The sequence below is a fragment of the Paenibacillus vortex V453 genome, from assembly GCF_000193415.1.
Classification (GTDB): Bacteria; Bacillota; Bacilli; order Paenibacillales; family Paenibacillaceae; genus Paenibacillus_AQ; species Paenibacillus_AQ glucanolyticus.
In genome coordinates, this window is sequence record NZ_ADHJ01000037.1 from 64,151 (window position 1) to 89,419 (window position 25,269).

The 25,269-nt window shown below is 49.0% G+C and carries 22 protein-coding genes and 1 riboswitch; of the genes, 6 read left to right on the top strand and 16 right to left on the bottom strand.

From position 1 onward, the window contains the following. Positions 1–101 precede the first annotated feature (101 nt). The gene (locus PVOR_RS18240) at positions 102–1,025 is read right to left on the bottom strand and encodes an ArsR/SmtB family transcription factor (RefSeq protein WP_006210911.1); all 924 of its coding nucleotides are present in this window, start codon (positions 1,023–1,025) and stop codon (positions 102–104) included. 305 nt (positions 1,026–1,330) lie between these two features. Next, positions 1,331–3,196, bottom strand: coding sequence for a beta-L-arabinofuranosidase domain-containing protein (locus PVOR_RS18245; RefSeq protein ID WP_006210912.1), 1,866 nt, complete (start codon positions 3,194–3,196; stop codon positions 1,331–1,333). Between the two features lie 194 nt (positions 3,197–3,390). Between PVOR_RS18245 and PVOR_RS18250 the strand changes: the two genes are divergently transcribed. Further along, on the top strand, positions 3,391–4,257 hold the full coding sequence (locus tag PVOR_RS18250) for a helix-turn-helix transcriptional regulator (RefSeq protein WP_006210913.1): 867 nt from the start codon (positions 3,391–3,393) through the stop codon (positions 4,255–4,257). A gap of 23 nt (positions 4,258–4,280) precedes the next feature. Here the strand turns inward: PVOR_RS18250 and PVOR_RS18255 are convergent, their stop codons facing one another. The 3 genes from PVOR_RS18255 to PVOR_RS18265 all read right to left on the bottom strand — a co-directional run bounded on the left by PVOR_RS18255 (position 4,281) and on the right by PVOR_RS18265 (position 7,315). Next, positions 4,281–5,075 (bottom strand): SDR family NAD(P)-dependent oxidoreductase, encoded by a 795-nt coding sequence (locus tag PVOR_RS18255; protein WP_006210914.1) that lies wholly within the window; start codon positions 5,073–5,075, stop codon positions 4,281–4,283. A 121-nt stretch (positions 5,076–5,196) separates the two neighbouring features. Beyond that, positions 5,197–6,042 (bottom strand): aldo/keto reductase, encoded by an 846-nt coding sequence (locus tag PVOR_RS18260; RefSeq protein WP_006210915.1) that lies wholly within the window; start codon positions 6,040–6,042, stop codon positions 5,197–5,199. A gap of 67 nt (positions 6,043–6,109) precedes the next feature. Continuing rightward, entirely contained in the window at positions 6,110–7,315 is a 1,206-nt protein-coding gene (locus PVOR_RS18265) for an MFS transporter (RefSeq protein WP_006210916.1), read from the bottom strand. A gap of 190 nt (positions 7,316–7,505) precedes the next feature. Here PVOR_RS18265 and PVOR_RS18270 point away from each other — a divergent pair, with 190 nt between their 5' ends. Continuing rightward, positions 7,506–7,904, top strand: a complete 399-nt coding sequence (locus tag PVOR_RS18270; RefSeq protein ID WP_006210917.1) for a winged helix-turn-helix transcriptional regulator — start codon at positions 7,506–7,508, stop codon at positions 7,902–7,904. 270 nt (positions 7,905–8,174) lie between these two features. Here the strand turns inward: PVOR_RS18270 and PVOR_RS18275 are convergent, their stop codons facing one another. The 7 genes from PVOR_RS18275 to PVOR_RS18305 form a co-directional block, all read right to left on the bottom strand. Beyond that, a complete protein-coding gene (locus tag PVOR_RS18275; RefSeq protein ID WP_006210918.1) occupies positions 8,175–9,170 on the bottom strand; it encodes an ABC transporter substrate-binding protein in 996 nt (331 codons plus the stop codon). Positions 9,171–9,204: 34 nt separating this feature from the next. Continuing rightward, positions 9,205–10,920, bottom strand: a complete 1,716-nt coding sequence (locus PVOR_RS18280) for an ABC transporter ATP-binding protein (RefSeq protein ID WP_006210919.1) — start codon at positions 10,918–10,920, stop codon at positions 9,205–9,207. An 89-nt stretch (positions 10,921–11,009) separates the two neighbouring features. Beyond that, positions 11,010–12,044 (bottom strand): FecCD family ABC transporter permease, encoded by a 1,035-nt coding sequence (locus tag PVOR_RS18285; RefSeq protein WP_006210920.1) that lies wholly within the window; start codon positions 12,042–12,044, stop codon positions 11,010–11,012. Next, positions 12,045–13,100, bottom strand: a complete 1,056-nt coding sequence (locus PVOR_RS18290; RefSeq protein WP_006210921.1) for a FecCD family ABC transporter permease — start codon at positions 13,098–13,100, stop codon at positions 12,045–12,047. It abuts the gene before it with no gap. Between the two features lie 431 nt (positions 13,101–13,531). Next, positions 13,532–14,326, bottom strand: a complete 795-nt coding sequence (locus tag PVOR_RS18295; RefSeq protein ID WP_040680773.1) for a carbohydrate ABC transporter permease — start codon at positions 14,324–14,326, stop codon at positions 13,532–13,534. 124 nt (positions 14,327–14,450) lie between these two features. Beyond that, positions 14,451–15,341, bottom strand: coding sequence for a carbohydrate ABC transporter permease (locus tag PVOR_RS18300; RefSeq protein ID WP_006210923.1), 891 nt, complete (start codon positions 15,339–15,341; stop codon positions 14,451–14,453). Between the two features lie 140 nt (positions 15,342–15,481). After that, positions 15,482–16,840: an ABC transporter substrate-binding protein gene (locus PVOR_RS18305; RefSeq protein ID WP_006210924.1), complete on the bottom strand. Its 1,359-nt coding sequence runs from the start codon at positions 16,838–16,840 to the stop codon at positions 15,482–15,484. 157 nt (positions 16,841–16,997) lie between these two features. Continuing rightward, positions 16,998–17,060: riboswitch (Fluoride riboswitch) on the top strand. 72 nt (positions 17,061–17,132) lie between these two features. Between PVOR_RS18305 and PVOR_RS18310 the strand changes: the two genes are divergently transcribed. Beyond that, positions 17,133–18,464 carry a voltage-gated chloride channel family protein gene (locus PVOR_RS18310; RefSeq protein ID WP_006210925.1) on the top strand — a complete coding sequence of 444 codons (1,332 nt, stop codon included), beginning with the start codon at positions 17,133–17,135 and terminating at the stop codon, positions 18,462–18,464. Positions 18,465–18,494: 30 nt separating this feature from the next. Here the strand turns inward: PVOR_RS18310 and PVOR_RS18315 are convergent, their stop codons facing one another. The 3 genes from PVOR_RS18315 to PVOR_RS18325 are packed head-to-tail and all read right to left on the bottom strand — an operon-like array spanning position 18,495 to position 20,433. Next, entirely contained in the window at positions 18,495–19,178 is a 684-nt protein-coding gene (locus PVOR_RS18315) for a hypothetical protein (protein ID WP_006210926.1), read from the bottom strand. Further along, positions 19,178–20,065: an ABC transporter ATP-binding protein gene (locus PVOR_RS18320; protein ID WP_006210927.1), complete on the bottom strand. Its 888-nt coding sequence runs from the start codon at positions 20,063–20,065 to the stop codon at positions 19,178–19,180. The genes PVOR_RS18315 and PVOR_RS18320 overlap by 1 nt, the downstream gene beginning before the upstream one ends. Next, positions 20,065–20,433 (bottom strand): GntR family transcriptional regulator, encoded by a 369-nt coding sequence (locus PVOR_RS18325; RefSeq protein WP_006210928.1) that lies wholly within the window; start codon positions 20,431–20,433, stop codon positions 20,065–20,067. Before PVOR_RS18325 ends, PVOR_RS18320 begins: the two co-directional genes overlap by 1 nt. A 239-nt stretch (positions 20,434–20,672) precedes the next feature. Here PVOR_RS18325 and PVOR_RS18330 point away from each other — a divergent pair, with 239 nt between their 5' ends. The 3 genes from PVOR_RS18330 to PVOR_RS18340 all read left to right on the top strand — a co-directional run bounded on the left by PVOR_RS18330 (position 20,673) and on the right by PVOR_RS18340 (position 24,513). Continuing rightward, a complete protein-coding gene (locus PVOR_RS18330) occupies positions 20,673–21,806 on the top strand; it encodes a phosphodiester glycosidase family protein (protein ID WP_006210929.1) in 1,134 nt (377 codons plus the stop codon). A gap of 357 nt (positions 21,807–22,163) precedes the next feature. Further along, positions 22,164–24,092, top strand: coding sequence for a restriction endonuclease fold toxin (locus tag PVOR_RS18335; RefSeq protein WP_234973018.1), 1,929 nt, complete (start codon positions 22,164–22,166; stop codon positions 24,090–24,092). 19 nt (positions 24,093–24,111) lie between these two features. Next, entirely contained in the window at positions 24,112–24,513 is a 402-nt protein-coding gene (locus PVOR_RS18340) for an immunity 7 family protein (protein ID WP_006210931.1), read from the top strand. A gap of 97 nt (positions 24,514–24,610) precedes the next feature. Here the strand turns inward: PVOR_RS18340 and PVOR_RS18345 are convergent, their stop codons facing one another. Continuing rightward, entirely contained in the window at positions 24,611–25,261 is a 651-nt protein-coding gene (locus PVOR_RS18345) for a pyroglutamyl-peptidase I (protein ID WP_006210932.1), read from the bottom strand. Positions 25,262–25,269 lie beyond the last annotated feature (8 nt).

Sequence of the window (25,269 nt, forward strand, 5' to 3'; positions counted from 1 at the left end):
TTTGTCAACGCTTTCTTTCGAAATTATTGTTTTATTCAATAAAAAAAGTTTCAGAATGTTTTGTATTACAAAACATCTGAAACCTTAAGGTTTAATATGGATCAATCATACTGCAGCTTCATCACAATGCCCTGCGCGTAATCGCCAAATCCTTTTCCGAACAAATTGATACCGCCCTGATGCTTCGCATCGGGCTTGATCCCGATCCGAAACGTAATAAACGGCTTTTCCTCCAGATGAAGGTCCCGAAGGGTAACATCCGAGCATTTCTCTTTATCCACCATGCTTCGGTTCAGATCGGTAGACCAGGTTTTCAGCAGACCGTGCTGTGTGCTGTTGTCATACCACCATGAAGGATTAAGCTTGCCGCGGTAATCGCCGAAATCTCCTGGCGAAATCCATGACCCCACCTCTATGTCGTTAATCCACACCGTAATTTCCGATGGCCAATCATTATTGAAGTTTGGCGCCTCGGAGCATATCTCGAGGGAGAATTCCAGTGACTGGATCTGTGCTCCTGCTGGAAGCTTTCGGGGAAACCGATATTCGATCCAGCCTTTACGGAACCATATGATCTCTGCGGTTCTGCTCTCTGGAAGATAGAAATTAACCGGATCGTCCTCTTGAAAAACCATCCCTGTCGCATTGGCCATTCCACAGGTAGGAACGATATCAAAATTAATGAAATGACCAATGGGCATTTCGATTTCCTCAACCTTGCTTGTATTTTGGTCATAGGCCTTGGGGTTCAAAATCATGCGTACATCGTCAAAATTTCGGCTGCACACCTTCATGGCCCCTCTTGTCGCAGGCTGAAGCTCTGTGACGATTAATTCGGCTTCTTCCAATACTTTGACGTTGTTTGCCGCTGTCGATACGGGAATATCAAGCTGTTCCGCGATTTCCAAGATATTAAGATTAGCTTTGGCCAGCAGCAGCTTAATAATGCCTATTCTGGTCTGCGTGCTGAGTGCATGAGCCACTTTTACCAATCGGTCAGAATCATTAATGGACAGTTCCAGCAATGTACAGTCACCTTCTCGTCATATTTCTTTATCTTACAATAATATAAACAACATCATGCGTATTTGTCCAGTTTTTTTGTAATAAAACAATGATACCATAATACTAGAACGCAAAAAGAAGCTTTCACTCCTCACCGTTTAGATTTCCATCTAAAACAAGAGAAATATGAAAGCTCCTATACATGCCAGTAACGTTGAACAGCTTGGTATGCAGTTCTAAGAAACGAAAATTCCGTCTGACTACGATACTCCTGCCCTGCTCAGCTTGCGTTAGCTTTTCAGTCCCCGTCATCCTTAGCTTAAGATCATTTCTTTCGCTTCCCGATCAGAGGAAATTCGCCAATTCGAAGCCTGGCGCTTCCATACGGAACTAACTCTAATTCCGTAATGGGCTGTCCATCCGTATTCGGATGCAGCGGTGGAGTTCCTGCGTTGTTGCCTTCCATTTTCCAATCCCGGATTAACTGTCCCTGCGCCTTCACCCTGATCGGTGACTCTGAAGCCAAGAACGGCTGCCGAGCCATATCCTGCTCCAGCACCTCGAATGACGTATCGGCAATCAAACCATATTTCCATGGCGATGCAGGATATATCTCCCAATCGTGAAACATATCCCGCTGCTGGATCATCTGCCAGTTCTCCTTCACAGGCAGCACATAAACCAGCGGCCCCCTTTCGATGCTTGCAGCGTACATGCTCCGCGACGAGGTTCTCACTTCCATCGGCAGGTGAATGTCCAGGCGGTCACCGCTCTGCCAGTTCTGAACGAGCCTTGCATAACCGGATGTAACCTGGAACTCCAATTTGTGCCCGTTCAGCGTAATGACGGGATGATCGCACCATGCCGGGATACGCAAGGAGAGAGGAAACGATTCCGGTCGTTCCAATGACAGCTTGATCTGGACGCGATCCTTAAACGGATATTCTCCCCTTACCTCTACAACTACGGCAACCCCTTGACCTACCGTTGTTCTCACGGTGCATGGCGCGTAGGATACGGCTGCAAGCCCCTCCTCCCGATCCTTCATCCAGAGATGTGAAGTCAGCTTGGGCCAGCCCTGGTGCATGTTGGCCGTGCAGCATCCGAAGTTCGGCTCCAATCCGAACAGGTTGGCATCCGGACCATTGCTCCATGGCCGCGGAGCGACGTTGCACACCATCTGATTGACCTGCTGGTCATACTGATGGGATGTCCAATCCGGAGAGATTGCGGCAGGCAGCGCATTAAAGGCAACCTTCTCCAGAATGTCCCCAAAGCGTCCGTCTCCGAAAATACGCGTCAACTGCTCCATAGAGAACATATACTCCACGACGGCACACAATTCCACGCCCTGACTCGGATGGGTACCGGACAACCATTCATCTCCCGAGAACATGCCGTGCGCTTGACCATGATAATTCATCAACGAGTCGATGCCTCGCAGCACGCTTTCCCGCTCTTTGACGTTGCCGTTTAATTCAAACAGCACGCCCGGCGTTTTGATTCCCATGGCTACGTTGACAACATGGGTCGTCCAATCCCACTCCTCAACCTTTCGCCAGAATGGGAAATCATGAAAGATATCGCTCCAGTCCGTCGTTTGTCCGGCAACGATATCGGCAAGCTCTAACAGGAAGGATAACGACGTGCGTTTATACAACCAGACAATGCACAGCAGCATTTCCGCGCCTCTTGTCTGAGCCCAGCCCCGAAGCGGCTGTTCCTTAATAACTGAATGGACATAAGCAAAAAATTTCGTGAGAAACGGGATGATTCGTTCATCCCCTGTTGCTTCTTCATGCTGCATCATCACTTTCAGCATAATCATGTAATGCCACCAGTCCTGCTCCTTGTCGATATCCTGATTTACCGATGTAATACGCGCCGGACCGAACATGCCATTCTCCTGCTGGCTGGCAAGCGACCACTCGACCCAGCGGTTCGATTTGGCAATTAACGACTCGTCTTCAAGCAAATAAGCTAAAGGAAGCAACCCATCCACATAATACGGTCCCCGTTCCCAGCTCTCCCCCTGTCCACCCAGCCAGCCATTGTCAGCCCCAACGTCCTTCCACTGTTCCTCCAAATGTCCGGTAAGCCCGTTTGCCTGAATCTCAAGCTGATCCTTAAGCCAGCCAGCCGGCTTTATGGCTCCTAATGGGAGGTTGCTAAACGCAGTCTCATGCAGCATTCACTTCCACGCTCCTTGTTTCTGTCTTGTAGGTGTACACTCTGATAGAAATATATCATGTCATCAGACGGTGCCCTATACACAGAAGCAACCTGTTTTTATCCAATTACAACATCATGCGTCTTATTGAATTCTGATCAGAAAAGAGTTTATTATGGAGAAAAAGTTTGTATGACAGGAGGTCAGACAAGCATATGCTCTTCCAATTCACGGCACCGCCGCTGCCTCACTATATTATTTGTGGAGAAGATACCTATCAGGAAGGAGACCAGCATCCGAATCGGTTTAATATCGGTGTCTTTGATCTGATTCTGGTTACAAGAGGCGTTTTATATCTGGAGGAGTCTGGCGCTCCGTATCGCGTTTCCGCAGGCTGTTACCTGATTCTGAGACCGGATGCCGCGCATCGCACCTTTTTGCCATGCCAAGAGGAGACGCATTTTTATTGGCTGCATTTCCAGACGCTCGGCCAGTGGATCGAAGCAGAGGAAATAACCCCATTTGCCTTATCGCAATCGGAGCAGCCATATGTACATATCGAGAACTTCACCTTCTATATACCGAAATACGGACAGTTATCATCGGGAGAGCAGGCCGAGCTGTTCATCGAACAATTGCAGCTGCTGGAGCAATCCCTTTCTTCCGCAGCGCGTTGGAAGCAGCAGCAGGTATTGCAGGAGCTTCTACTGCTGCTTCAAGCTGAAGAACAAGGAATTCAGAAGAGACAGAACCCTCATTATGTCATTGCCGAGAGAACGGCCAACTATCTCAGGAAACACTACAACGAACCCATGAGTTACGGGAGGTTATCTGATGCCATGCACTTTCACCAGAACTACCTTTCCATATGCATGAAAAAGACGTTTGGCTGCACTCCCCTGGAATTTCTTACACGGCATCGAATCGAACAAGCCAAACAAATGCTGATTCATACCAATGATCCCATTGGGCATATTGCCGAAGAATCCGGGTTCGGCTCGTTTCCTTATTTTATACGATGCTTTTCCCGTTATACTGGCCTCAAACCCAAATCCTTCAGGCAAAAATACCGTTCACCATGAGCTTATCGTTCCATTGCCCTGGCCTAGAACACACTACGGACCAAGCCCCCATCTACTCGGAGTGCTGAACCGTTGATGGCCGAGGACTTGGGGCTGCTGAGATAGGTAACAAAATCCGCAATCTCCTCGGGTCGAATCAATCGCTGAATAATGGACGTCGGCCGGTTTTCCTTCATAAATCGCAGCTCGGCTTCTTCGATGGTGAGCTTCTCATCAGGGTACAGAGTATTCAGCATCGTCTCCACACCTTCGGTCAGGGTGGATCCGGGCATGACGGTATTCACCGTTACGCGTGTGCCTGTTGTCAGCTCGGCCAAACTCCGGGAGAGGGACAGCTGCATCGTTTTGGTTGCACTGTAATGTGCCATCTCTTGCGATGGCATGACGGCAGCTTCACTTGCGATAAAGATGATTCGGCCTTCATTGCGACTTAGCATGTTTTTCAGATAATGCCGCGTTAACCGAACACCACTCATAATATTCGTCTCAAAGAACCTGAACCAATCCGCATCCGAAATATCAAAAAATTCAGCAGGCTCAAAGATCCCCAGATTGTTAACCAAAATATCAAGCACCGGAGCTGCTTCCCTAACTTGATGGCATCCCTCCTCCGTGCCAAGATCCGCAACGACAAAACGCACCTCGGCATCCGGGTGCTTCGAGTGAATATCATGGATCGTCTGTTTCACCTTATCCTCATGTCTGCCATTAATAATGACCGATGCTCCCTCAGCTGCAAGAGCCATGGCAATAGCTTTGCCAATGCCGGACGTCGAGCCTGTTACCAATGCGATTTTGCCTTGTAGATCCAGATTCATCATTTCTCGCTCCTTCTTAGGCTATGTAGAAAATGGACTCTCCTTGTTTCCGAAATGCAGTTGGAAATGAAGGAGAGCCGTAATATTTATTACACTTATATTGTTACCTCAAACGGATTTCTTAAAAGTCAAAATCGTCCGGGTCGGGACCAACTCTGAGGTCCTGATTCAAACTGTCGATACGCTGCATATCCTCATCAGACAACTTAAAATCGAAGATAGCCGCATTCTCTATAATCCGGTGTTCCTTGGTTGATTTTGGAATGGTAATCACGCCGTTCTGCAGATCCCAACGCAGAATAATCTGGGCAATGGATTTATGATGCTTCGCGGCAATGCCTTGAAGATCCTCCTGATCCAGCAGCTGGCCCTGCATCAAGGGGGACCAGGCCTCGAACTGAATTCCGTTCGCTTGGCAGTACTGCTGCAGCTCCTTTTGCGTCAACCGCGGGTGATATTCCACCTGGTTCACCATCGGTTTGATTTCAGTTTCCTTCATTAACTGCTCCAGATGATGGATGTGGAAATTGCTCACGCCAATGGCTTTTACCCGGCCTTGCTTGTACAGCGTTTCTAGCGCTGTCCACGCTTCTACATATTTCCCTTCAACCGGCCAATGTATGAGATACAGGTCCAAATATTCCAATCCCAGCTTCTGGATACTTGCTTCATAAGCCTTTAGTGTCGATTCATACCCCAGGTCAGCATTCCACACTTTAGATGTAACAAACAGATCTTCTCGCTGGATTCCCGCGGCTTCCAGACCCTCACGTATTCCCTGTCCAACGCCTTCTTCATTTTCGTATATGGCTGCCGTATCCACGCTGCGATAGCCGTGCTGGATTGCCTTGCGAACCGCATTTACCAATTCCGGTCCTTCTTCTACTTTAAATACACCAAGTCCAAACCATGGCATATTAACGCCATTAGATAAAGTGGTTGTATCCTGCAAGTTTTTTGCTGTCATGTTGGTAAAACCTCCGATTATTTGTGAGAATGTTAGAAAGCTTCCCTTCTTACTTACAATTAAATGATCAAGCTGCTTGGTCTAGATGCCCTCGCTGATCCTTCCGTTCCAGCTTCAAACTCCAACCGGTGAGCACAACAGCGCCCAGCACCATCAATGCGCCGATCCAGGCTGTATGAATCATGCCAAGTGAATCCGTAATCAAGCCGCCCATAAAAGCACCGATTGCAATACCAGCATTAAAGGCGGCAATATTCATCGCGGAAGCCATATCGACAGCCCGGGGAGCAAACCGCTCAGCCAACATCACGACATAAACCTGAAGCCCTGGCACATTCATAAATGCAAGAAAGCCCATGAGAATGATCGTGATTAGACCGGCGACTTTGAATGGTGCAGTAAACAGCAGAATGAACAGCACCACCGCTTGAGCGATAAACATATAGAGCAGGGCTTTAAGCGGGTTTCGGTTTGCTGCCTTCCCGCCGATAACATTACCAATTGCAATGGCAATTCCGTATACAAGCAGGATGACCGCCACCGTGCTTTCCTTGAACCCTGTTACATCCTGAAGTAATGGAGACAAATAAGTGAAGACAACGAAAGTACCCCCATAACCCAATGCAGTGATCAAGAGCATAAGAAGCAGTCTGCCGTTTGTCAACAATTTAGCCTGATCACGGAATGTAGTGCGCTCTCCCTTGGGCAAATCCGCAGGGACTAGAATGCTGTTGGCAATGAAGGCGATAACACCAACTACAATAATTGCCACAAAAGCAAGCCTCCAGCCCAACTGCTGACCGATAAATGTTCCAAGCGGAACACCCGTAACCGTAGCTACCGTAAGCCCCGTAAACATAATGGAGATGGCGGAGGCTCTGCGATTCTCAGGTACGACGCTTGCTGCAATGATCGAGCCGATGGACATAAATACGCCATGCGAAAAGGCCGAAAGCACGCGGGCGGCAAGTAGAATGCCAATCGAAGTTGCACTGGCAGCCACGCTATTACCGATGATAAAAATAATCATAATCCAGAGCAGCAGCGCTTTTCTGGGCATCCTGGATGTAAGTGACGTAAGAATCGGTGCGCCGAAGGTAACGCCCAGCGCGTACATCGAAACGGTTAAACCGGCGGTTGTCACCGAAATATTCATATCCTCTGCAATAAGAGGAAGCAGTCCCACGCTTATAAACTCTGTAGTGCCGATAGCAAAAGCACTGACCGCAAGGGCCAACAGTGCAAACAAACTTCTCTTTTTGTTAACGAGCATGATGTTAATAGTTCCCCCTATCAAGTGTATAACTTGTATTTTGTGAAAATATTCTGTATGGTGTAATCCAGCTGGCAAATGCTATTATGATTGATATCATCTTTTGTGTGAAGAACGTACTTTTTAGTAAGGTAGGTACCACAGAGTACCCTAGGTACTTATTGGTGCCTATAAATTAAGGAGGATGTATATGCAAGCAAAGAAATACAACATAGCAGTAGAGGCAACCTTGGAGGTTATCGGAGGTAAGTGGAAATGCGTGATCCTGTGTCATCTGACCCACGGCCGCAAACGAACGAACGAATTGAAGCGGCTCATGCCTCATATCACGCAGAAAATGCTCACTCAGCAGCTGCGGGAGCTTGAAGATGACGGCGTGATCAATCGGATTATCCATAACCAGGTACCACCGAAAGTGGAATATGAGCTGAGTGAGTACGGTATGAGTCTGTGCGGAATTCTGGACATGCTCTGTGCATGGGGGGAAAGGCATATTACGAAAGTATACGGAGACAAGTTCAGTGTGCTTGAGGATAGCATACTGAACGACAAACTGAAGACAGGCGATGCACCATTAGATGTACTTTAGACTTAAATCAAGCGGACCTGCTCCCTTCTGTAGTCCAGGATTAGGATTCAGATGATGCTATGGACGCGATCCAATGCCAAAAGGGCGAAGTCAGATATCACTGACTTTGCCCTTTTTTAAGTTACTCTATATGTTCACCGCGGTCAAAGACGGTATCTTGTCCATTCACCAAATGTTGAATTCGTCAGCACTACTGCCATTAAATCTCCAGATGTACCCATCCCAAATTTCATCTCATTCGTCACGCGAATCATTCATACGCCACGTTTTTTATTTCGCGTTTTCCTTCTCTTTTTTGGCAACGATCATATCCGTCACTTCTTGTGCTTGAGCCAGGACAGCTATGGGGTCATACGGCCAGAATCGTTTGGCGTCCAAATAGAACACGCGATCTTGCTTGACAGCCTCAAGGGAGCTCCATACCTTGTCATCCTTGTCTAAAGTACCACCTTTCGACTCATCCAGGAATATGTAATCGCCAGCATAATCTTTAAGGACTTCCATAGAAACCTCCTTAAAGGTTTCCCCTGTGTCGATTAATTCCGTTTTAATGCGTTCGGGCGGGGTTAATTTCAGCTCCTTGTAAATCGCCAAACCTCCACGATAGATGCCGTCACCATACAGATAAAACCCTTTTCCGAAGGCACCGAAAATCGATACCGTTTCTCCCTCTGCCATAACAGCGTTCATGCGGATCCGAAGCTCCCCGATCTTCTCATCAAAGCTGGCGAGCCATTTCGTTGCTTCTTCTTCCTTGCCCAGCATGGCCCCAAAGCCCTCGACTTCCTCATGTACGCTTCGGTAGGTCTCATATGGAATAATAACCGTTGGCGCAATTTTGGATAACTGCTCGTATATTTCGGGTTCCGAGTTAGCGCTTATGATTAAATCCGGGCTTAATTCCAGAATCTTCTCCGTCGCGCTCTCTCCTGTGCTCTCAATTCCTTCAATCAAATCTTGAATATGCACGTTGCCGAGATCTCTTTCGGTCGCACCTACCGGCTTCTCACCAAGCAGCAGTAACGTAGGCAAGTAAGCATCGACCACAATTCGCTTAGGTTCCGGGATCTCTATTTCTCCATGAATCGTCTCTATTACTCTAGTTGCTGGTGCTGAAGCTTCGCTCTTCTGATTTTCCGCGCCGACCGCAGTTTCCCCGGCAAATCCGGCACTGCTCGTGGTATTCTCTGTCCCGCTACAAGCTGTAATCCATAAAGAACATAGTACGAACATATATAAAAGCACTCGGAATTTCGTCTTGTACATAATATGAATCCTCCAGAATGGTTAATGAGTTCTATTAAGCGCCAAACTGTGCACGATGCAATCGGCTGTATAGGCCACGGGCCTCGAGCAGTTCCTCATGCATGCCTTGTTCTGCAATCCCCTGATCTGCCACTACTACAATCCGGTCTGCATTCTTGATGGTTGCCAGCCTGTGAGCGATCACCAGCGTTGTGCGGCCCTCGGAGAGCTCGGCCAGTGATTGCTGAATCGCAGCTTCGGTCTCCGCATCCAGGGCGGACGTTGCTTCATCCAGGATCAGAATCGGCGGGTTCTTCAAGAACATCCGCGCAATCGACAGACGCTGCTTCTGTCCACCGGACAGTTTAACGCCTCTCTCGCCTATCAACGTATCAAGCCCCTCCGGAAGCGACGCGACCAAATCCTCAAGCTGAGCACGACGGACGGCTTGCATGATTTCGCTATCTGCAGCGCCCAGTTTGCCATAGGCAATATTTTCACGGATGCTGCCATCGAACAGGAACACATCCTGCTGCACAATGCCGATATGGGAACGAAGGGATTGCAGCGTCATTTTTCGTATATCCATCCCGTCAATCGTAATCCGGCCCGCCTCTGTATCATAGAAGCGAGGCAGCAAGGAACACAGCGTCGTTTTGCCTGCTCCAGACGGACCCACAAGGGCAACCGTTTCTCCTGCTCGAATGGACAGATTCACATCCTGAAGCACTTTATCCTTGTTCTCATACCCGAATGAAACCTCGTGGAATGCAATATCTCCCCGCAGATGCTGGACCGGCTTCGCATCCGGCGAATCCGCAACATCCGGCTCGGTCTCAAGCAGCTCCAAATATCGCTTGAAGCCGGCAATTCCTTTTGGATACATCTCAATGACCGCATTGATCTGTTTGATCGGACCTAAGAATACGTTGGACAGCATCACAAACGCAATAAATTCTCCGTTGGTCATCCGTCCTTGGATCACGAACCAGGTACCGCACACCAGAACGAACAAGGAAATGAATTTCATCAGGATAAAACTGATCGAAGAGTTCCAAGCCATAATGCGATAGGCAATCAGCTTGGTCACACGGAAGCGGTTGTTGTTTTCAGCGAAACGTGCGATTTCATGATTCTCATTCGAGAAAGCTTGAACCACGCGAATGCCACTGACATTGTTCTCCACCCGCGCATTATAATCGGCGATATCTGAGAACATCCGCTTGAACGCTGCCGACATTTTGCTGCTGAAATACAGGGATAAATAAATCATCAATGGCACAATGACAAACGTCATCACCGCCAGCTGCCAGTTAATACTGAGCATGATGCCCAGCGCTCCGGCAAGCGTCATAACGGCTATAAACAGGTCCTCTGGACCGTGGTGAGCGATTTCCCCGATATCCATCAGGTCATTGGTCATTCGCGAAACCAGATGCCCTGTTTTGTTGTTGTCAAAAAAACGAAAAGATTGCTTCTGAACGCGGTCAAACAGCTTCTTGCGCATGTCCGTCTCAATGTTGATCCCCAGCTTATGCCCCCAATAGGTAACTACATAATGCAAGAAAGAGCTGATGACATAAATGCCCAGAAGACCCAGGCAAGCATATAGAATCCACTTCCAATTACCGCTCGGGAGCAAATCGTCGATGACCCGGTTCACGGCAAGAGGGAATATCAATTCCAACAATGCTGCAAAAATGGCACAGCAAAAATCAAGGATAAACAGGCCCTTGTAGGGCTTGTAATAAGAAAAAAATTGGCGCAGCATAAGGACCTCCTTAATCCGTATTTCCGTTCATTGTGAGCAAGTCCATTTTTTTAGCAAAACGCACTTGGTCCTGCAGCACACCTCGGTTTTTAGCCTTTCGACCTGGACAACAGGTACAGGAAATAGGGAGCTCCGATCACCGCAACAACGATCCCCGTCGGAATCTCTGACGGTTGAATGATCCAGCGGCCCAGGGTATCCGCCGTTATGACGAGCAATGCCCCCACCAATGCCGTTATCGGCAGCAGCATCTGATGTTTTGCACCCACCAGTTTCCTTGCTAAATGGGGTGCTATGAGCCCGACAAATCCGATCCCTCCACTTACAGCGACACAAGAGGCCGCCAAACCAACTGCCGCAGCCAGCAGCTTCAGCTGCTCCCTGGTTACGGAAGCACCGAGTCCGGTCGCCATCGACTCCCCGAGATTAAGAACATTCATCACCTGTGCTTTGTACATGACATAAGGCAAAAGCACAACAATCCATGGAAGCAGGGCAAACACAAACTTCCAGCTTGACCCCCAGATGCTTCCGGCAAGCCAAGTTGCAACAAATTGATATTTTTCCGGACTTAGCTTGAGGGTCAACACGATCATCGCCGCACTGATCCCTGCCGCCACAGCAATTCCCGTCAACAGAAGTCCGGTTGGCTTGAAACCCTCATTCTTTTTGTAAGCCAGCACGCAGATTATAGCAGCGGTTAAGCCAGCACCTATCAGCGCCAGAACCGGCAGCAGATATATCGGGGCCGATGTCGTGCTTGGGAAGAATGAAATGAACAGCATCACCATCAAGCCGGCACCCGCATTGATGCCTAAGATCCCGGGATCAGCCAGCTCATTTCGGGATATTCCCTGCATAATGCAGCCAGAAATCGCTAACCCTGCACCAATGAGCAGAGAAATCACAATGCGCGGCAAGCGGAATTCGAATAGAACCAGATTCTGCTTGTCTGTGCCGCTGCCAAACAATGTTTTTATTACCTCAAGGGGGGATAGACGGATAACTCCCGTGTTCATACTGATGAGAAAAACGAGAACGATGAATATCCCAAGTACAGACAGGACCACCATCTTGCGCTTCCTGTCTTTTCGCTCGTGGATGTCATTTGTTATTGCCTCCATTTACAGTCCCCTCCTTTCTTTACGCGCCAGGTAGAGGAAGAAAGGTACCCCGATCAGCGCAACAACCGCGCCCACAGGTGTCTCATAAGGAGGATTCACCATTCTTGCTGCAAGGTCCGCAAGGACAACAAGCAAACTTCCCAGTACTGCCGAGCAAGGGATGATCAGACGATAATCCACACCTACCAGCTTGCGGGTTACGTGTGGAATAATAAGACCGACAAACCCTACCGCACCAACGACCGAGACCGCAGCCCCTGCCAGCACAAGGACAATGACCGTCCCCGCTAATTTCACCAGACCCGTTCGTTGTCCGAGTCCTTTCGCAATGTCATCTCCAAGACTGAGCATTGTAATGGAACGCGACAAGGCAATCGCGCCCAGAATAGCAGCTCCGATCCACGGCAGCATAATCTTCAGGTGAATCCACTTAATTCCCGCCGCACCGCCGGCATACCAGAAGGCCATATCCTGTCCGACCTGAAAATATAATGCTATGCCTTCACTGAGCGCACTTAACAAAGCGCTTAGCGCAGCACCTGCCAGTACGAGGCGAACCGGTGTCAAACCCCCTTTTGCCATGGAGCTAACCCCATACACAAGTACTGCCCCGAGCCCAGCGCCAAGGAATGAGAACAGAATCAGATACATGTACGGTAAGCCCGGGAAAAATGAAAAACAGATGGCAATGACAAAGCCCGCTCCCGCATTTAATCCGAGCAAACCCGAATCGGCGAGCGGATTCCGGGTCATCCCCTGCATGATCGCGCCAGATACCGCGAAACAGGCACCAACCATCGCCCCGCCGAGCACCCTCGGCAGACGCAGCTCCTGTATAATCTGATGCTCAGTCACAGACGGATTAAAGAAGAACACCGCTTCCCATACGCTCCTCAAATCTATCTCGGCTGCGCCCAGCGATATGGATACGGCGATCCCAAGAACAAGTGCTGCCACACCACCAATAAGAATAAAGGTTGCTGCCCATGGCCGCCTTTGGAGGTTGACGCTGGTCTTGGAATCTGTAAGACTTGTATTCGAAGTGTTTGCTGACATCGTTTACCCCTCAATATTTTGATATTGATTATCATTATCATCTGTAACTATAAAATAGAGCCTGTTCTTTCGTCCATGGACATCTTGAATTTCTCACCTGAAAAAAGTCCATGCCCAAGTCAAGCATTTTCTTCCAAAAAAAGCCCGCTTTCCGGATCATCGGAAAGCGGGCTTTTAAATGAGTTTCAGCGCGATTTGCGCCGAGTTATACAATTTACATCCAATCTTGTAAGTACTCCAGCAGAATCGTTCTGGAGAAGCGCAGCGGTCGCCTTTGCCATCGGATTTCACCCCTATTCATATCCATTCATAGAAATCCGGGGACAACAGCGATCGGAAGAACGATCTGCATGCGCAGCGACGCCGCCTTTATTCAATAACTCCCTTGCTGCTTAAAAGCATACGCTCAAAACATGAACCCTGATTGTTCCTCACTTTATTCCCGCATGCATAAAACTATTGATGAACCGCCGCTGGAAAATCATGAACAAAACAAGCAGCGGAGCAATAACCAGCAAGGTCGCCGCGCTGACATCAGCCCATTGGGCGCCCGTCTCGAAGGATTGAGCGAAGATGGCAAGACCAACCGTGAGCGGACGGTTCTCCACTGAGTTCGTAATGATCAGCGGCCACAAGAAATTGTTCCATTGATGACTGATGGATACAACGGCAAACGAGACGTAAACCGGAATCGACAAGGGTACATAAATGCGCGCTAGCAGACCAATCTTGGAGCAGCCCTCCATCACTGCCGCCTCTTCCAGTTCAGCTGGAAGCTGCTTAAACATTTGACGAAACAGAAAGACGCCAAATGCCGAGACAAAGAAAGGAGCCATGATACCAAGCTTGGTGTCGAGCAAATTCAATTCCTTGATCACATGATAATTGGGGAAAATCAATACATCGGCTGGAATCATAAGCTGGACAAGAAACAGGACAAAGATGATGTCCCTGCCCCAGAAATTCAACCGGGCAAAAGCAAACGAAGCCAAGGTGACCGTCACGAGCTGTACAGCCAGCACACCTCCAGCAATCAACAGCGTATTGAGATAATATTGGGCAAACGGCGCGGCCTGCCACACATGAGCAAAATTCTCCAGCGTAAAATTCCAGCTCCAGCCGTTTAAAGTTTCGCTTTTGGGCATAAAGGCCGCCCAAACCATCCATAACAATGGAATGACCCACAGCGCGGCCAGCAGATACATAACGCCATAACCGATCAGCATCGCTGGACTTTCCCGGCGCAGCCTTCCGGCGAAACGGAACCCTTGTCGAGACGAAACGGAGGACTCAGCCGCTCCCACGGTGATAGGCAAACTTTGATCTTTCATCGATGTTCCTCCATTTCTTTTAACGATAATGAATCCGCTTATCCAAGCCAAAGAACTGTGCGCAGGAGAGGATCAGCAGAATGCCTATCATAACGACGGTCAGCGCGCCGGCCATCCCTTGATCGTAGAAAGAAAATGCCGTCTCGAAAATATAAAACAACAGCAGGCTGCTAGAGTTGTCGGGCCCGCCCTTGGTCATTATCCACAGATGATCTACCAGCTTGAAGGAATTCGTCAGCGCTATGATCATCACGAACAGTGTCGTGGGCATCAGGAGCGGAAAGGTAATCCGCCGGAAAACAACAAAGCGACTGACACCGTCAACATTCGCCGATTCATACAGATCCTTCGGAATGTTTTGCAGGCCGGCCAGATAAAAGATCATGAAGTACCCTGCTTCCTTCCAAATCATCATGAAGGCCAGCGCACCCATCACCGTATCCGGATTTCCGAGTAAATTCATGCCCTCGGCATTGAACCAGACCGTAATCCGGCTTAGCAGCCCATATTGCGGTGTGTAAATAAACAACCATACGTTCGCCGCCGCTATCATCGGTATCAGGTTCGGGTAGAAAAATGATACCCGCACCCACGACTTGGCGTGGATAGCCTTATCCGCAAATATAGCCATGACCATCCCAAGCAGTATGGAGGCAGGCACCGTTGCCAAGGCAAACCACAGGTTGTTGCCAATCACCTGCCGGAATACGGAATCGTCCAGCATGCGGGAATAATTATCCCATCCGGTAAACGTCGGAATCGGTGTGGCCAGATCCGATTGATAGAAGCTGATCTTCCCCGTCTTCCACATGGGATAAAGCGTAAAAAGCGCGAGAAACACCAGAGACGGCAAGAGCAGCAGCCAAGCAAAGCCATTCTCCTTTAAAGTAGAACGTACAGATGAAGACATCCTAATCTCTCCCTACTTATCGTTAAGGCTATTAGTCAGCGATCACTTTAACTTTCGCTTCACTTATCACCCGCGTAACATGTGAAAAGCAGACCGCCCGATAAGCGACCTGCCCCTTTCATATGGAATGAACATGAAGGTTACTTATTGAATGGCTCCAATGCTTTGTTTGCTTCTTCCTGCGCTTTTTTCAGTGCACCTGCCGGATCGATCGTACCCGTTAACGCAGCCTGAACCTGATCAGACAGAGCCTTGGACACGCGTCCATTGTTATGTGTGGACAATTCGGCATGCGCATGCTCAAGCTGATCCCGGGCAACAACAGCGAGTGGGAAATCCTGCGTATACTGCTTCATTACATCGGTTTCATAGGCAGACTTTCTTACCGCTACATACCCTGTATCAATGCTCCACTGCGCAGCGCGCTCGGGCTCTGTCATGAACTTGATGAATTTCCATGCGGCTTCCTGTTTCTTCGGTTCAATATCTTTGAATACATAGAAATTGCCGCCGCCTGTCGGGCTTCCGTACTGCTTGTTCATCGGCAGGAAAGCTACCCCGAAATCAAATGCAGCCGAATTCTTGATATTGGTCAGGTTTCCGGTCGTATGTATGATCATCGCTGTCTTCTCGGCCAAAAAGTCCGAGGGTACCGTTGCCCAATCCAGTATGCCTTCCGGCATGACTTTGTGTTTTTTCGTCAGGTCTACCCAGTACTGCAAGGCTTCCACATTCTCAGGCGTATCGAAGAATACCTTCTTGCCATCCGGTGACATCAAATTTCCGCCGTCCGGACTGTTCTGCAGAGACAACAGCTGGAACATCCAATAAGCAAAACCGCTGCCCGGAATCTCGATCCCGGATTGACCGTTCTGGTTCAACTGCTTCGCGGCACTAACCAGCTCATCCCAGTTCGCAGGAGGCTTCTCCGGATCCAGCCCCGCCTTCTTGAAGGCGTCCTTGTTGTAGTACAGCACAATGGTGCTGCGCTGGAACGGAATGCTGTAGGTTTTGCCTTCGCTCTGCGCATTGGACATGAAGGCAGGATAGAAATCTTCAATATAAGACGGATCTTCTTTGGCAATAAAATCATCCAGCGGAATAACGGCATTGCTGTCAATCATGCTGTATAGCTCCGTTGTCAGCAGAACGGCCACATCCGGCGGCTGTTTAGCCTGCACACCAGCCTGCACTTTGGTGGTGGTATCCGCGTAACTCCCGGTATAAATCGGCTTCACCTTGATATCCGGGTTCTCTTTTGTGAACTCCTCCGTCATTTTCTCAATAACGGACGTTAACGGACCGCCCACAGCAATCGGGTAATAAAATGAAAGCTCCGTCTGCTCACCCTCGGAAGCCACCTGTTCGGTGTTAGCCCCCGACTCCAGTTTCGGCTGCTGTGTATCCCCTTGTCCTGTCTTTGACCCCGATGTTCCGCAACCAGCCACGAACAGTACGCACATGCATAGTACCAACATTAATTTCGCTCTGAATTTCATTCCCCTTCATCCTCCATCTATGGGCTTGTCTGTCACCTTCTACAAATTACCATAGGAAAATACAGGGAATTACACGATCTATGTAAATCGATTGTTAAATTTATTGCAGGGAATGTGCTATTGACGGCAAACCTGTATTCCATTACAATAAATGCTAATTAAATGAGGCGATGGAGTTCGCCATAACCGCTTGCAAAAAGCTAATGACTCCTACCAGTGGTCGCTTCCCTGGTAGGAGTCTGTTTGTGTATTGAGGGGTTAGCGGCGAATATTAAGAAACGGGTGAACGGGAATGACTAAGAAATGGATCGAATCAAATCAAAAGTGGCCCTTAGCATCGCTGTTCGGGTACGTAATCAAATGGATCGTACTGGGTAGTATTGTGGGATTCATGACGGGCAGCACTTCTGCCTTCTTCCTCTACAGTCTGGATTATGTAACCCAGCTGCGTATGGAAAGTCCTTGGCTGTTATACTTCCTTCCTCTGGGGGGCGCAGCTGTCAGTTTCCTCTATTATAAGTTTGGCAAGAGTTGCTCCAAGGGAAATAATCTCATCATTGAACAAATTCATGGTAGTGGCGGTACGGAATCCGTTCCCTTACGAATGGCGCCATTGGTCTTAATCGGGACACTGATCACACACCTGTTTGGAGGATCTGCGGGACGGGAAGGGACAGCCGTGCAGATGGGGGGGAGTTTGTCCGAGTGGTTGGGGAAGCTGCTTCACGTGAATCGGTTGGATCGAAAAATACTGCTTATCTGCGGGATAAGCGGCGGTTTTGGATCGATTTTCGGCACGCCGCTGGCGGGGACGCTGTTCGGACTTGAGGTCCTTGCGATCGGACTCATCTCGCATCAGGCGCTATGGCCTGCATTCGCGGCCAGCTTGATCGGGAATATAACCGCCACATCCCTATGGGGGGTGAGCCACCTGCACTATCCGATCGGCGAGATTCCCGTTCTGAGCTTCGTGGTGGTCCTTAAAGTCATCGTGGTGTCCATACTCTTTGGACTGACAAGCCGGTTCTTCAGTGAACTTACCCATGCGCTGAAGCGGTGGTACAGTTATGGGTTCAACAATCCGATGGTCAGAAGCGCAGTCGGCGGCGTGATCATCATTGGGCTGGTCTTTTTACTCGGAACACGGGATTACTTGGGGCTGGGCATCCCGCTCATCGAGGAATCATTCGCCGGGGAAGTTTCACCGTTCGCTTTTCTCGGCAAACTGATTTTTACCTCGCTGACGTTAGGCGCAGGCTTTCAAGGCGGCGAAGTAACTCCGCTGTTTGCCATCGGGGCTACGCTGGGCAACGCGTTATCGGGATGGATCGGATTGCATGCCCCTTTTCTCGCCGCGTTAGGTTTTATCGCTGTTTTTTGCGGTGCCACAAACACTCCGCTTGCATGCTTCATTATGGGAATCGAACTGTTCGGTGGCGAGGGCGCGGTGTATATGTTTATGGCCTGCGTCATCAGCTATCTGTTTTCGGGTCACTCCGGCATATACACATCGCAGCAAATCGGCACATCCAAGCACCCGCTGCTCTCATTTCCACAGGGAACAACGCTTGCGGAGGCCAAAACTTTATACAAACAGAAGAACAGACGAAAAGACGTCCGATGATTAGTCGGACGTCTTATAATTTGATCGGAATTACACAGTAGATTGGCGCAGACACTGACGGGAACACAGCGCAATGATCAGAACGACCGGAATGAACCACAGTGACAAACCGAGTGCAGTATGCCCGGCAAACCATTTAATGATCGGCCCCCACCACTCGTATCGGGTAGCGACCAAACTCATCCCCGAGAGAAATATCATAACGGCCGCAAGCATAACAAAAGTTCTAATTCCCCTGAATCTTAGGAAGAAGGCTCCGATTCCATAACCGAGCATCGAAAACGTAATAACCAGTACCAAATTCACAACGAACTGGGCCAGCAAGGATCCGTCATTCAAGTAAGGCAGATGAAAGAAATGCACCGTATTTCCCCAGGATCCCGTCCATACTTCCAGATACGAGAGAAGAACAAGCAACGCAGATGTAATGATACTGATAAATAGGATAAATAAGAAGGAGCCTGAGAAAAAGTCCGTTCTGCGTATGCTAAAGCCCATGGCGAAAGAGAACAGCTGTATCGTTGTGGTTAAAGCGGTGACAAACATGAACACAAAGATCGTCGCAAGCCCCCCTGTATAAAAGGCATCGCCTCCCACCAATACACTGACAAGTATATTTACCAGAAAACTGAATCCCATAATGGCCCAAGGCAGGTAAAACCATGTGAGCTTCTGTCTTAGCTGCATTTTAAAGACACTGTTCATTCCATTCATCAGCGGCTCGCCACCTTTCCGTTCTTCGTTAAATGAACAATTAATTGCTGCAGCGAGACTGGCGCCGTTTCCAATCCGGCTTGCTCTGCTGCCTGTTTCACTTCGGTTTCCGTTCTCCCCATAACCGTGGCTGACAGCGTCGATCCCAAGGATTCCAAATGAATAACATCCCTGCCCTTAATGAAGGATTCCACTGCAGATTGATGTCCGATGACGTTATGCGTGCGTCCGCGCAGTTCATCCGTATCCGTGTCGAGCAGTATTTTTCCGTTGTCGATGACAATGATATGCTCAAGCAAGCGGCTGACCTCGTCGATAAGATGAGTCGACAAAATAATCGTTCGAGGATTCTCAGTGTAATCCTCTATCAGATGATCGTAGAACAGCTCTCTTGCCACCGCGTCCAGACCGAGATAAGGCTCGTCGAAGATGGTGATCGGCGCGCGGCTGGCAAGCCCGACTATGATGCCTACAGAAGACAGCATCCCTCTGGATAACCTCTTGATGAGGCGTTTCATGGGCAGGCGGAATACCTCGATCAAGGCTTTGGCATATTCCGCATCCCAATTCGGATATACACTTGCTGCGGTAACCATAACGTCCTTAACCGTAAACAGATCCGGATATTTCTGTCCTTCCTTAATGAAGCAAATCTGCTGGATCACTTTTTTATTTTCATAGGGGTGTTCCCCAAATACACGAACCTCGCCGCTGGTCGAAAATAGCTGTGCCGTAATCATCTGCATGATAGTGGTTTTACCTGCACCGTTTCTTCCCAGCAATCCGTAAATCTTGTTCTCTTCGATTCGGAAGCTAACATGGTCGACAGCTGTAGTATCCTTATATTCCTTCGTCAAATTCCTGACTTCGATCACCGTTTGGCTCATCAGTCATTCTCCCCTCTGCGGATCATCTCCGATAATTGATCTTTGCTAATGCCCAGCTTTGCCGCTTCCTTAACCATGGCAACAACATACTGCTCATAAAACTCTGTCTTACGTTTCTCAATCAGCCGTTCACGAGCTCCCGAAGCTACAAACATGCCAATCCCCCGTTTCTTGTATAGAATTCCTTGATCCACCAGCAGATTGACGCCCTTGGCAGCTGTAGCCGGATTGATCTGGTAAAAGGCTGCAAACTGATTCGTTGATGGAACCTGTGTCTCTTCAGGCAGTCGTGCTTCTATGATGTCGTCTTCTATTTTGTCTGCGATTTGCATGAATATCGGTCTGCTGTCATCAATCTGAAATGCCATTCCCTCACCACTTTCGTTTATGACCTAGGTTGCATCATTAGTTAGTTACTCATGTAATTAACCATATAAGAGAAGAAGCATTCTGTCAATGGGCGAATGGGGATCATTTACAAAAATCAAGAAAAAATTGGACTTTTGTCCTAAATAAATAGTCCCTGTCGTCCGATATAGTATAGGCACAAATTTTGTGTCACCTGAACCAACTACAGACAAAGAGAAAAAGGAGTTTGAGGGGAAACATGAAGAGAATAATTGCAATCGTAGTGCTTGCTATGCTTACAGTAATGACGCCGCTGTATGCCGCATCCACTCCAAAAAACTTGGCCTATGTGGACAAGAACAGCCAGTCGTATGTTCCGGTCGGGGTACTCAAGACCTATGAAGACATACAGGTGACGTGTACAGCTGCGGAAAAGAAACTCAACATCAGTCGTGGTGATAAAGCTCTGACACTATACCTGGGCAGCCGAAATGCCTATGTAAACGGCAAAAAAGTTCAAATGAAGGCAGCACCGTTCTCTGAGAACGGGTCCACCTATGTGCCGCTGCAATTCGTCAGCCAACATCTGGGCCTGGATCTATCGTGGAGCAACAACCGATCGACTCTTAAAATTACGGATGGAAACATGGTAAACACCCTGCCTGTTCTATCAGGAAATCTCATATCCAGCCAGTCCAAGCCCGTTACCACGGCTAGAAAAAGCTTCAAGGTTGGTTCAAGATCCTTTAGCGCGCAGGTTGTTACGGTTTCGCTTCTCCATCCGAAGGTAGAACTGGATGTCGTTCTTGCAGGCAATAAGGCAGGTAAAGTCGAGGATCTGCGCAGTATAGCCAAACGAAGCCATGCCGTGGCGGCCATTAACGGGACGTTCTTCGATGCCTACACTTCAGGTGCCTACAAGGCGCCGTATGGCTATCTTGTCAGCAACGGCAATATTTTTCACAAGGCCTCGGGAGATAATCGGACCATCTTCACATATGACAGCAACAATCTGGCCTCGATGATTCCCGGGCTTGATTTCAAATCCGTATACGATACCGGACATATGGACGGCGCACTTCAAGCTGGCCCGCGTCTATTGACGGATGGCAAGGTGACCCTCGACGTGAAGAAGGAAGGATTCAAAGATCCGAAGATTCTTACGGGCGGCGGTGCGCGAAGTGCACTTGGTATCACGAAGGATCACAAGCTGATTTTGCTTACGACAGGCGGAGCAACCATTCCTCAACTCGCTGAAATCATGAAGCAGGCAGGTGCATACCAAGCGATGAATTTGGATGGTGGCGCCTCAAGCGGCTTGTACTACAACGGCTCTTACTTGACAACCCCGGGCCGTCAGATCAGTAATGCCATTGTCGTGAAATATAAATAATGGGTTGGGACTTCTCTCCTCTGGTTATTCGGATTACTTCTTCCGGGTACCTGGGGGAGTTTTCTTTTTATTCAGCAATACCTCCGCTTCGAGGTGCATATGCTGGTCAAAGAAATGTTTCACTATGAAGACCAGATGTGTAAATATATAGAAAACTTGTTTATCGTGTGAGTACCGGAATTCAATGGTTGAAGGATTATACTGCGGGGGGTGAATTCCATTACAGCTTCTATAGCGACTATCCGGACGAGAATTAGGGATATGGTCGAGGGTATTATGGGTGCGTGGCGGGAATGGATAAGAAAACACCCTATGATAGCAAAGGTATATCACTTATTTACCTGGCTTTCCCTGCTAGTGCTCGTTATAAGCCTGATTCTGATCGAAGAGTCTCGTACCATGCTTGTCCAATATTTGTGGTCATTCTATGTGCTGGTGCAGTTTTGGCTGTTATGCCGGAGTAAAACGTTGGCCTGGAAACAGGTCAGCTTGTTTGTTCTTTCAGGTGTTCTTCTGGTCATTCCTTTGACCAATTGGACCATGCAGGGTCTTCATTTGATTTTTGGAGGACGGACAACCGACACATGGTCCTTCGCCATAATGACACCTGTCATTGAAGAAGTTTACAAGCTGCTGCCGCTGGCATTGTTCCTGTTCTTCTCAAGAAGAGCCACCTCCCTTAGCCTGAGTGATTACGTACTTTTGGGCGCTGCCCCGGGTATTGGGTTTCAATTCATGGAGGAGTTATCAAGACGCCTGGTCCAGAACAATTATGGCGTCACTTGGCTCGGTGGAAAAACACTTCATTGGGAGTTCTTCGATCTATTCCCCGGATACTTCGAGGAAAGCTTTCTTCCTACCATGATGAATGTTACACATCCTGTACAAAGCGCCATGACTGCGCTTGGCATCGGAATCGCTATCCGGTACTCCAAACAACTGACGCGCTGGGTCTATGTTTTTCCTGTGCTGCTGCTGCTCTGGACAATCCTGAATCATGCAGCCTGGAACGGTCAAAATCGGCTGCCTGACTGGCTTCTTGCCATTCATGATTGGACCGGGGAGGGTTACCGAACCGAGGGCTTCTTCCTGCTCCTGCTGGCAGCGGGATTGTTCATCGACTATTTGGATTTGCACCGAATTCGCGAGCGGCTGCCTGTCCTGAAGGGTGAAACCCTCATCAATCCTTTTACGGAGCTTTGGCAGATGTCGACGGCTCTTTTTACAGACCGGAAACGTCTTGGCTATCTGATCGGATTCTATCGTGATCGACGGGAACTCGGATTCTCGCTGCTGTATGGTAACGATGAAGCAGCTGGCCAAAGGGATCAGGTTCAGGAAAATGTACAGAGATACGCTGCCGTACTGGGAGCAATCGGACTCATTATTGTTGCTGCGGGGATCTTCTCCAATATGGGCATTCCAGCTCTCGCAAGTGAGTCCTCGTGTTTTGCATGCCTGTTTGACTCGCTTCAGAATTGGTGGGATGGGCTCAGCGGCTGGGAGCAAGCGGCTATTATACTGGGCGCCTTCGCCCTTTCCATGCTGTTTGTCAGCTTCTGGCCGGCCCTTGGCATCGCCATGACCGGTGCAGGCATTGCAGGTGGAGGACATGAAATTGCCGGATACATCCGCGATCCGAAGAAGCTGTTATCCCCTCAAAATGCTGCAGCTGCCGTATTAGCCGTTGTTCTCAGCCGAATACCGTTCGGTAAAGGTTTGTCTTGGTTGTCCAGGAAGCTGGGTCCCCGTGCGAGAAAGTGGCTGGATAACCTCGCCGAGAAAGTCGGGTCGAAGCCGCGCCAAGAACCGGATGACCCATCTGGAGGAAGTCGTGATCACCCCCCTGACCACGAGCGCCCGCCTGAGAAGAAACCGGAACCAAACAAATCCGATGATGAAAAACCGGACGAAGCCGGCAACACTCCACAAGATGTGCCACGATATTCCGGTGGGCTGCAGAAGGTTAACAAGCCGGATGCAGCCGCAGATTCGCTTGCCGAGCGACTTGGCGGCGAATCCAGAATGAAATTTGATAGCGATCCGATCGGCCGCGAATTCGATGCCATCAGCGATGAATACATTGCCCAGACAAAGCCTGCGCTGCAGCAGGTCAACAAAAAGGTGCGTGACCAAATGAAGGCCACCTTTGAAGCTGCCGAGCAGACTGGCAGAAAAGTATATTATCATTTTGAAGGAGAGCCTGCCCAATCGGTTATTGACAAATTACATGAATACAGCCAAAGATATGGAATAGAGGTCCACATTGATACCGATCCATTATAACGACAAGGAGTGATCATTCATGTATGAATTTCACGGCTGGGCTACCATCCAGGAGAATCCTGCCGAAATAGATGCTGGGCAGCTGGATGCAATCATTCAGAAAATACAGCTTAAGATTACCGAGTTTGCTTGGGGCAGCGGCCTGCTGTCCTTAAATGCAGCAAACGGTTCATATTACCTTCATGTCGGAGGTTTTACCAACCGCAAGGGCGTCGAAGCAGAGGAGGTTGTCTCGCTGTACCAATTAATCGGTGAGATCGCTCCCGGATCGTACGGCCTTCTGTATACCCGGGATGATGAGAATACAGAGGGCTTTGATAACGAGTTTCGGGTGTCGGTGCTGGCACGCGGCCGATTACAGGAGCAGCATGATCCCTTCCTCTCCCCATGCATCCCTGTTATCGAGGATGAGCTCGATTAAACTGGACAAAAAATCCCGCAAACCCGACCATGAGAACATTGCATGGTTTGGATTTGCGGGATTTTTCAGCTGAGTCGCTGTTTGTCAGTTTAGCTGGTTAGCTGGTTTGTGAAAACTGATTACCGTATTCATCAATCGTCGATTGTACAATAACCCTCAGGGCGTCCAGCATGGTTTCATGTGACAACGTCGGCAAACCCGGCTTCTCCACCGCCATCTCCGTTGAAGCCGGAAAATGCACAAACCCGCCAATCGCAGTTAGCTGCTGAATCCGTATCTCGTTCAGAATGGCGTACATTGTGTTATTGCATATATACGTTCCCGCGGTATTGGACACCGAGGCAGGGATCCCCGCTTCCTTCAGCCGGTTGACCATCAATCGAATCGGAAGCGACGAGAACAATCCGTCTGGTCCGTCAGGATCGATGAGCTCGTCCTGCGGCCTCGCTCCCCGATTATCCGAAATCGTGGATTCGGGCGGGATGTCTTTAATGTTAACGGCAATTCGTTCAGGCGTAATGGCGGTCCGGCCGCCGGCTACACCGCAGGCGATTACGGCATCGGGTCCGTACGCCCTCATCTCTTGCAGCAGAATTTCTGCACATTCATCGTAATGTACCGGAAGAAGAATCGTTCTGATCTCAGCGCCCTGGAAGGAATCATGCCTGATTTCCTCTACCAGTCTTTCTGTCGGATTGATGGAGCTGCCGCCAAATGGTTCAAAGCCAGAAATTAATATTTTTATCATATCTCATG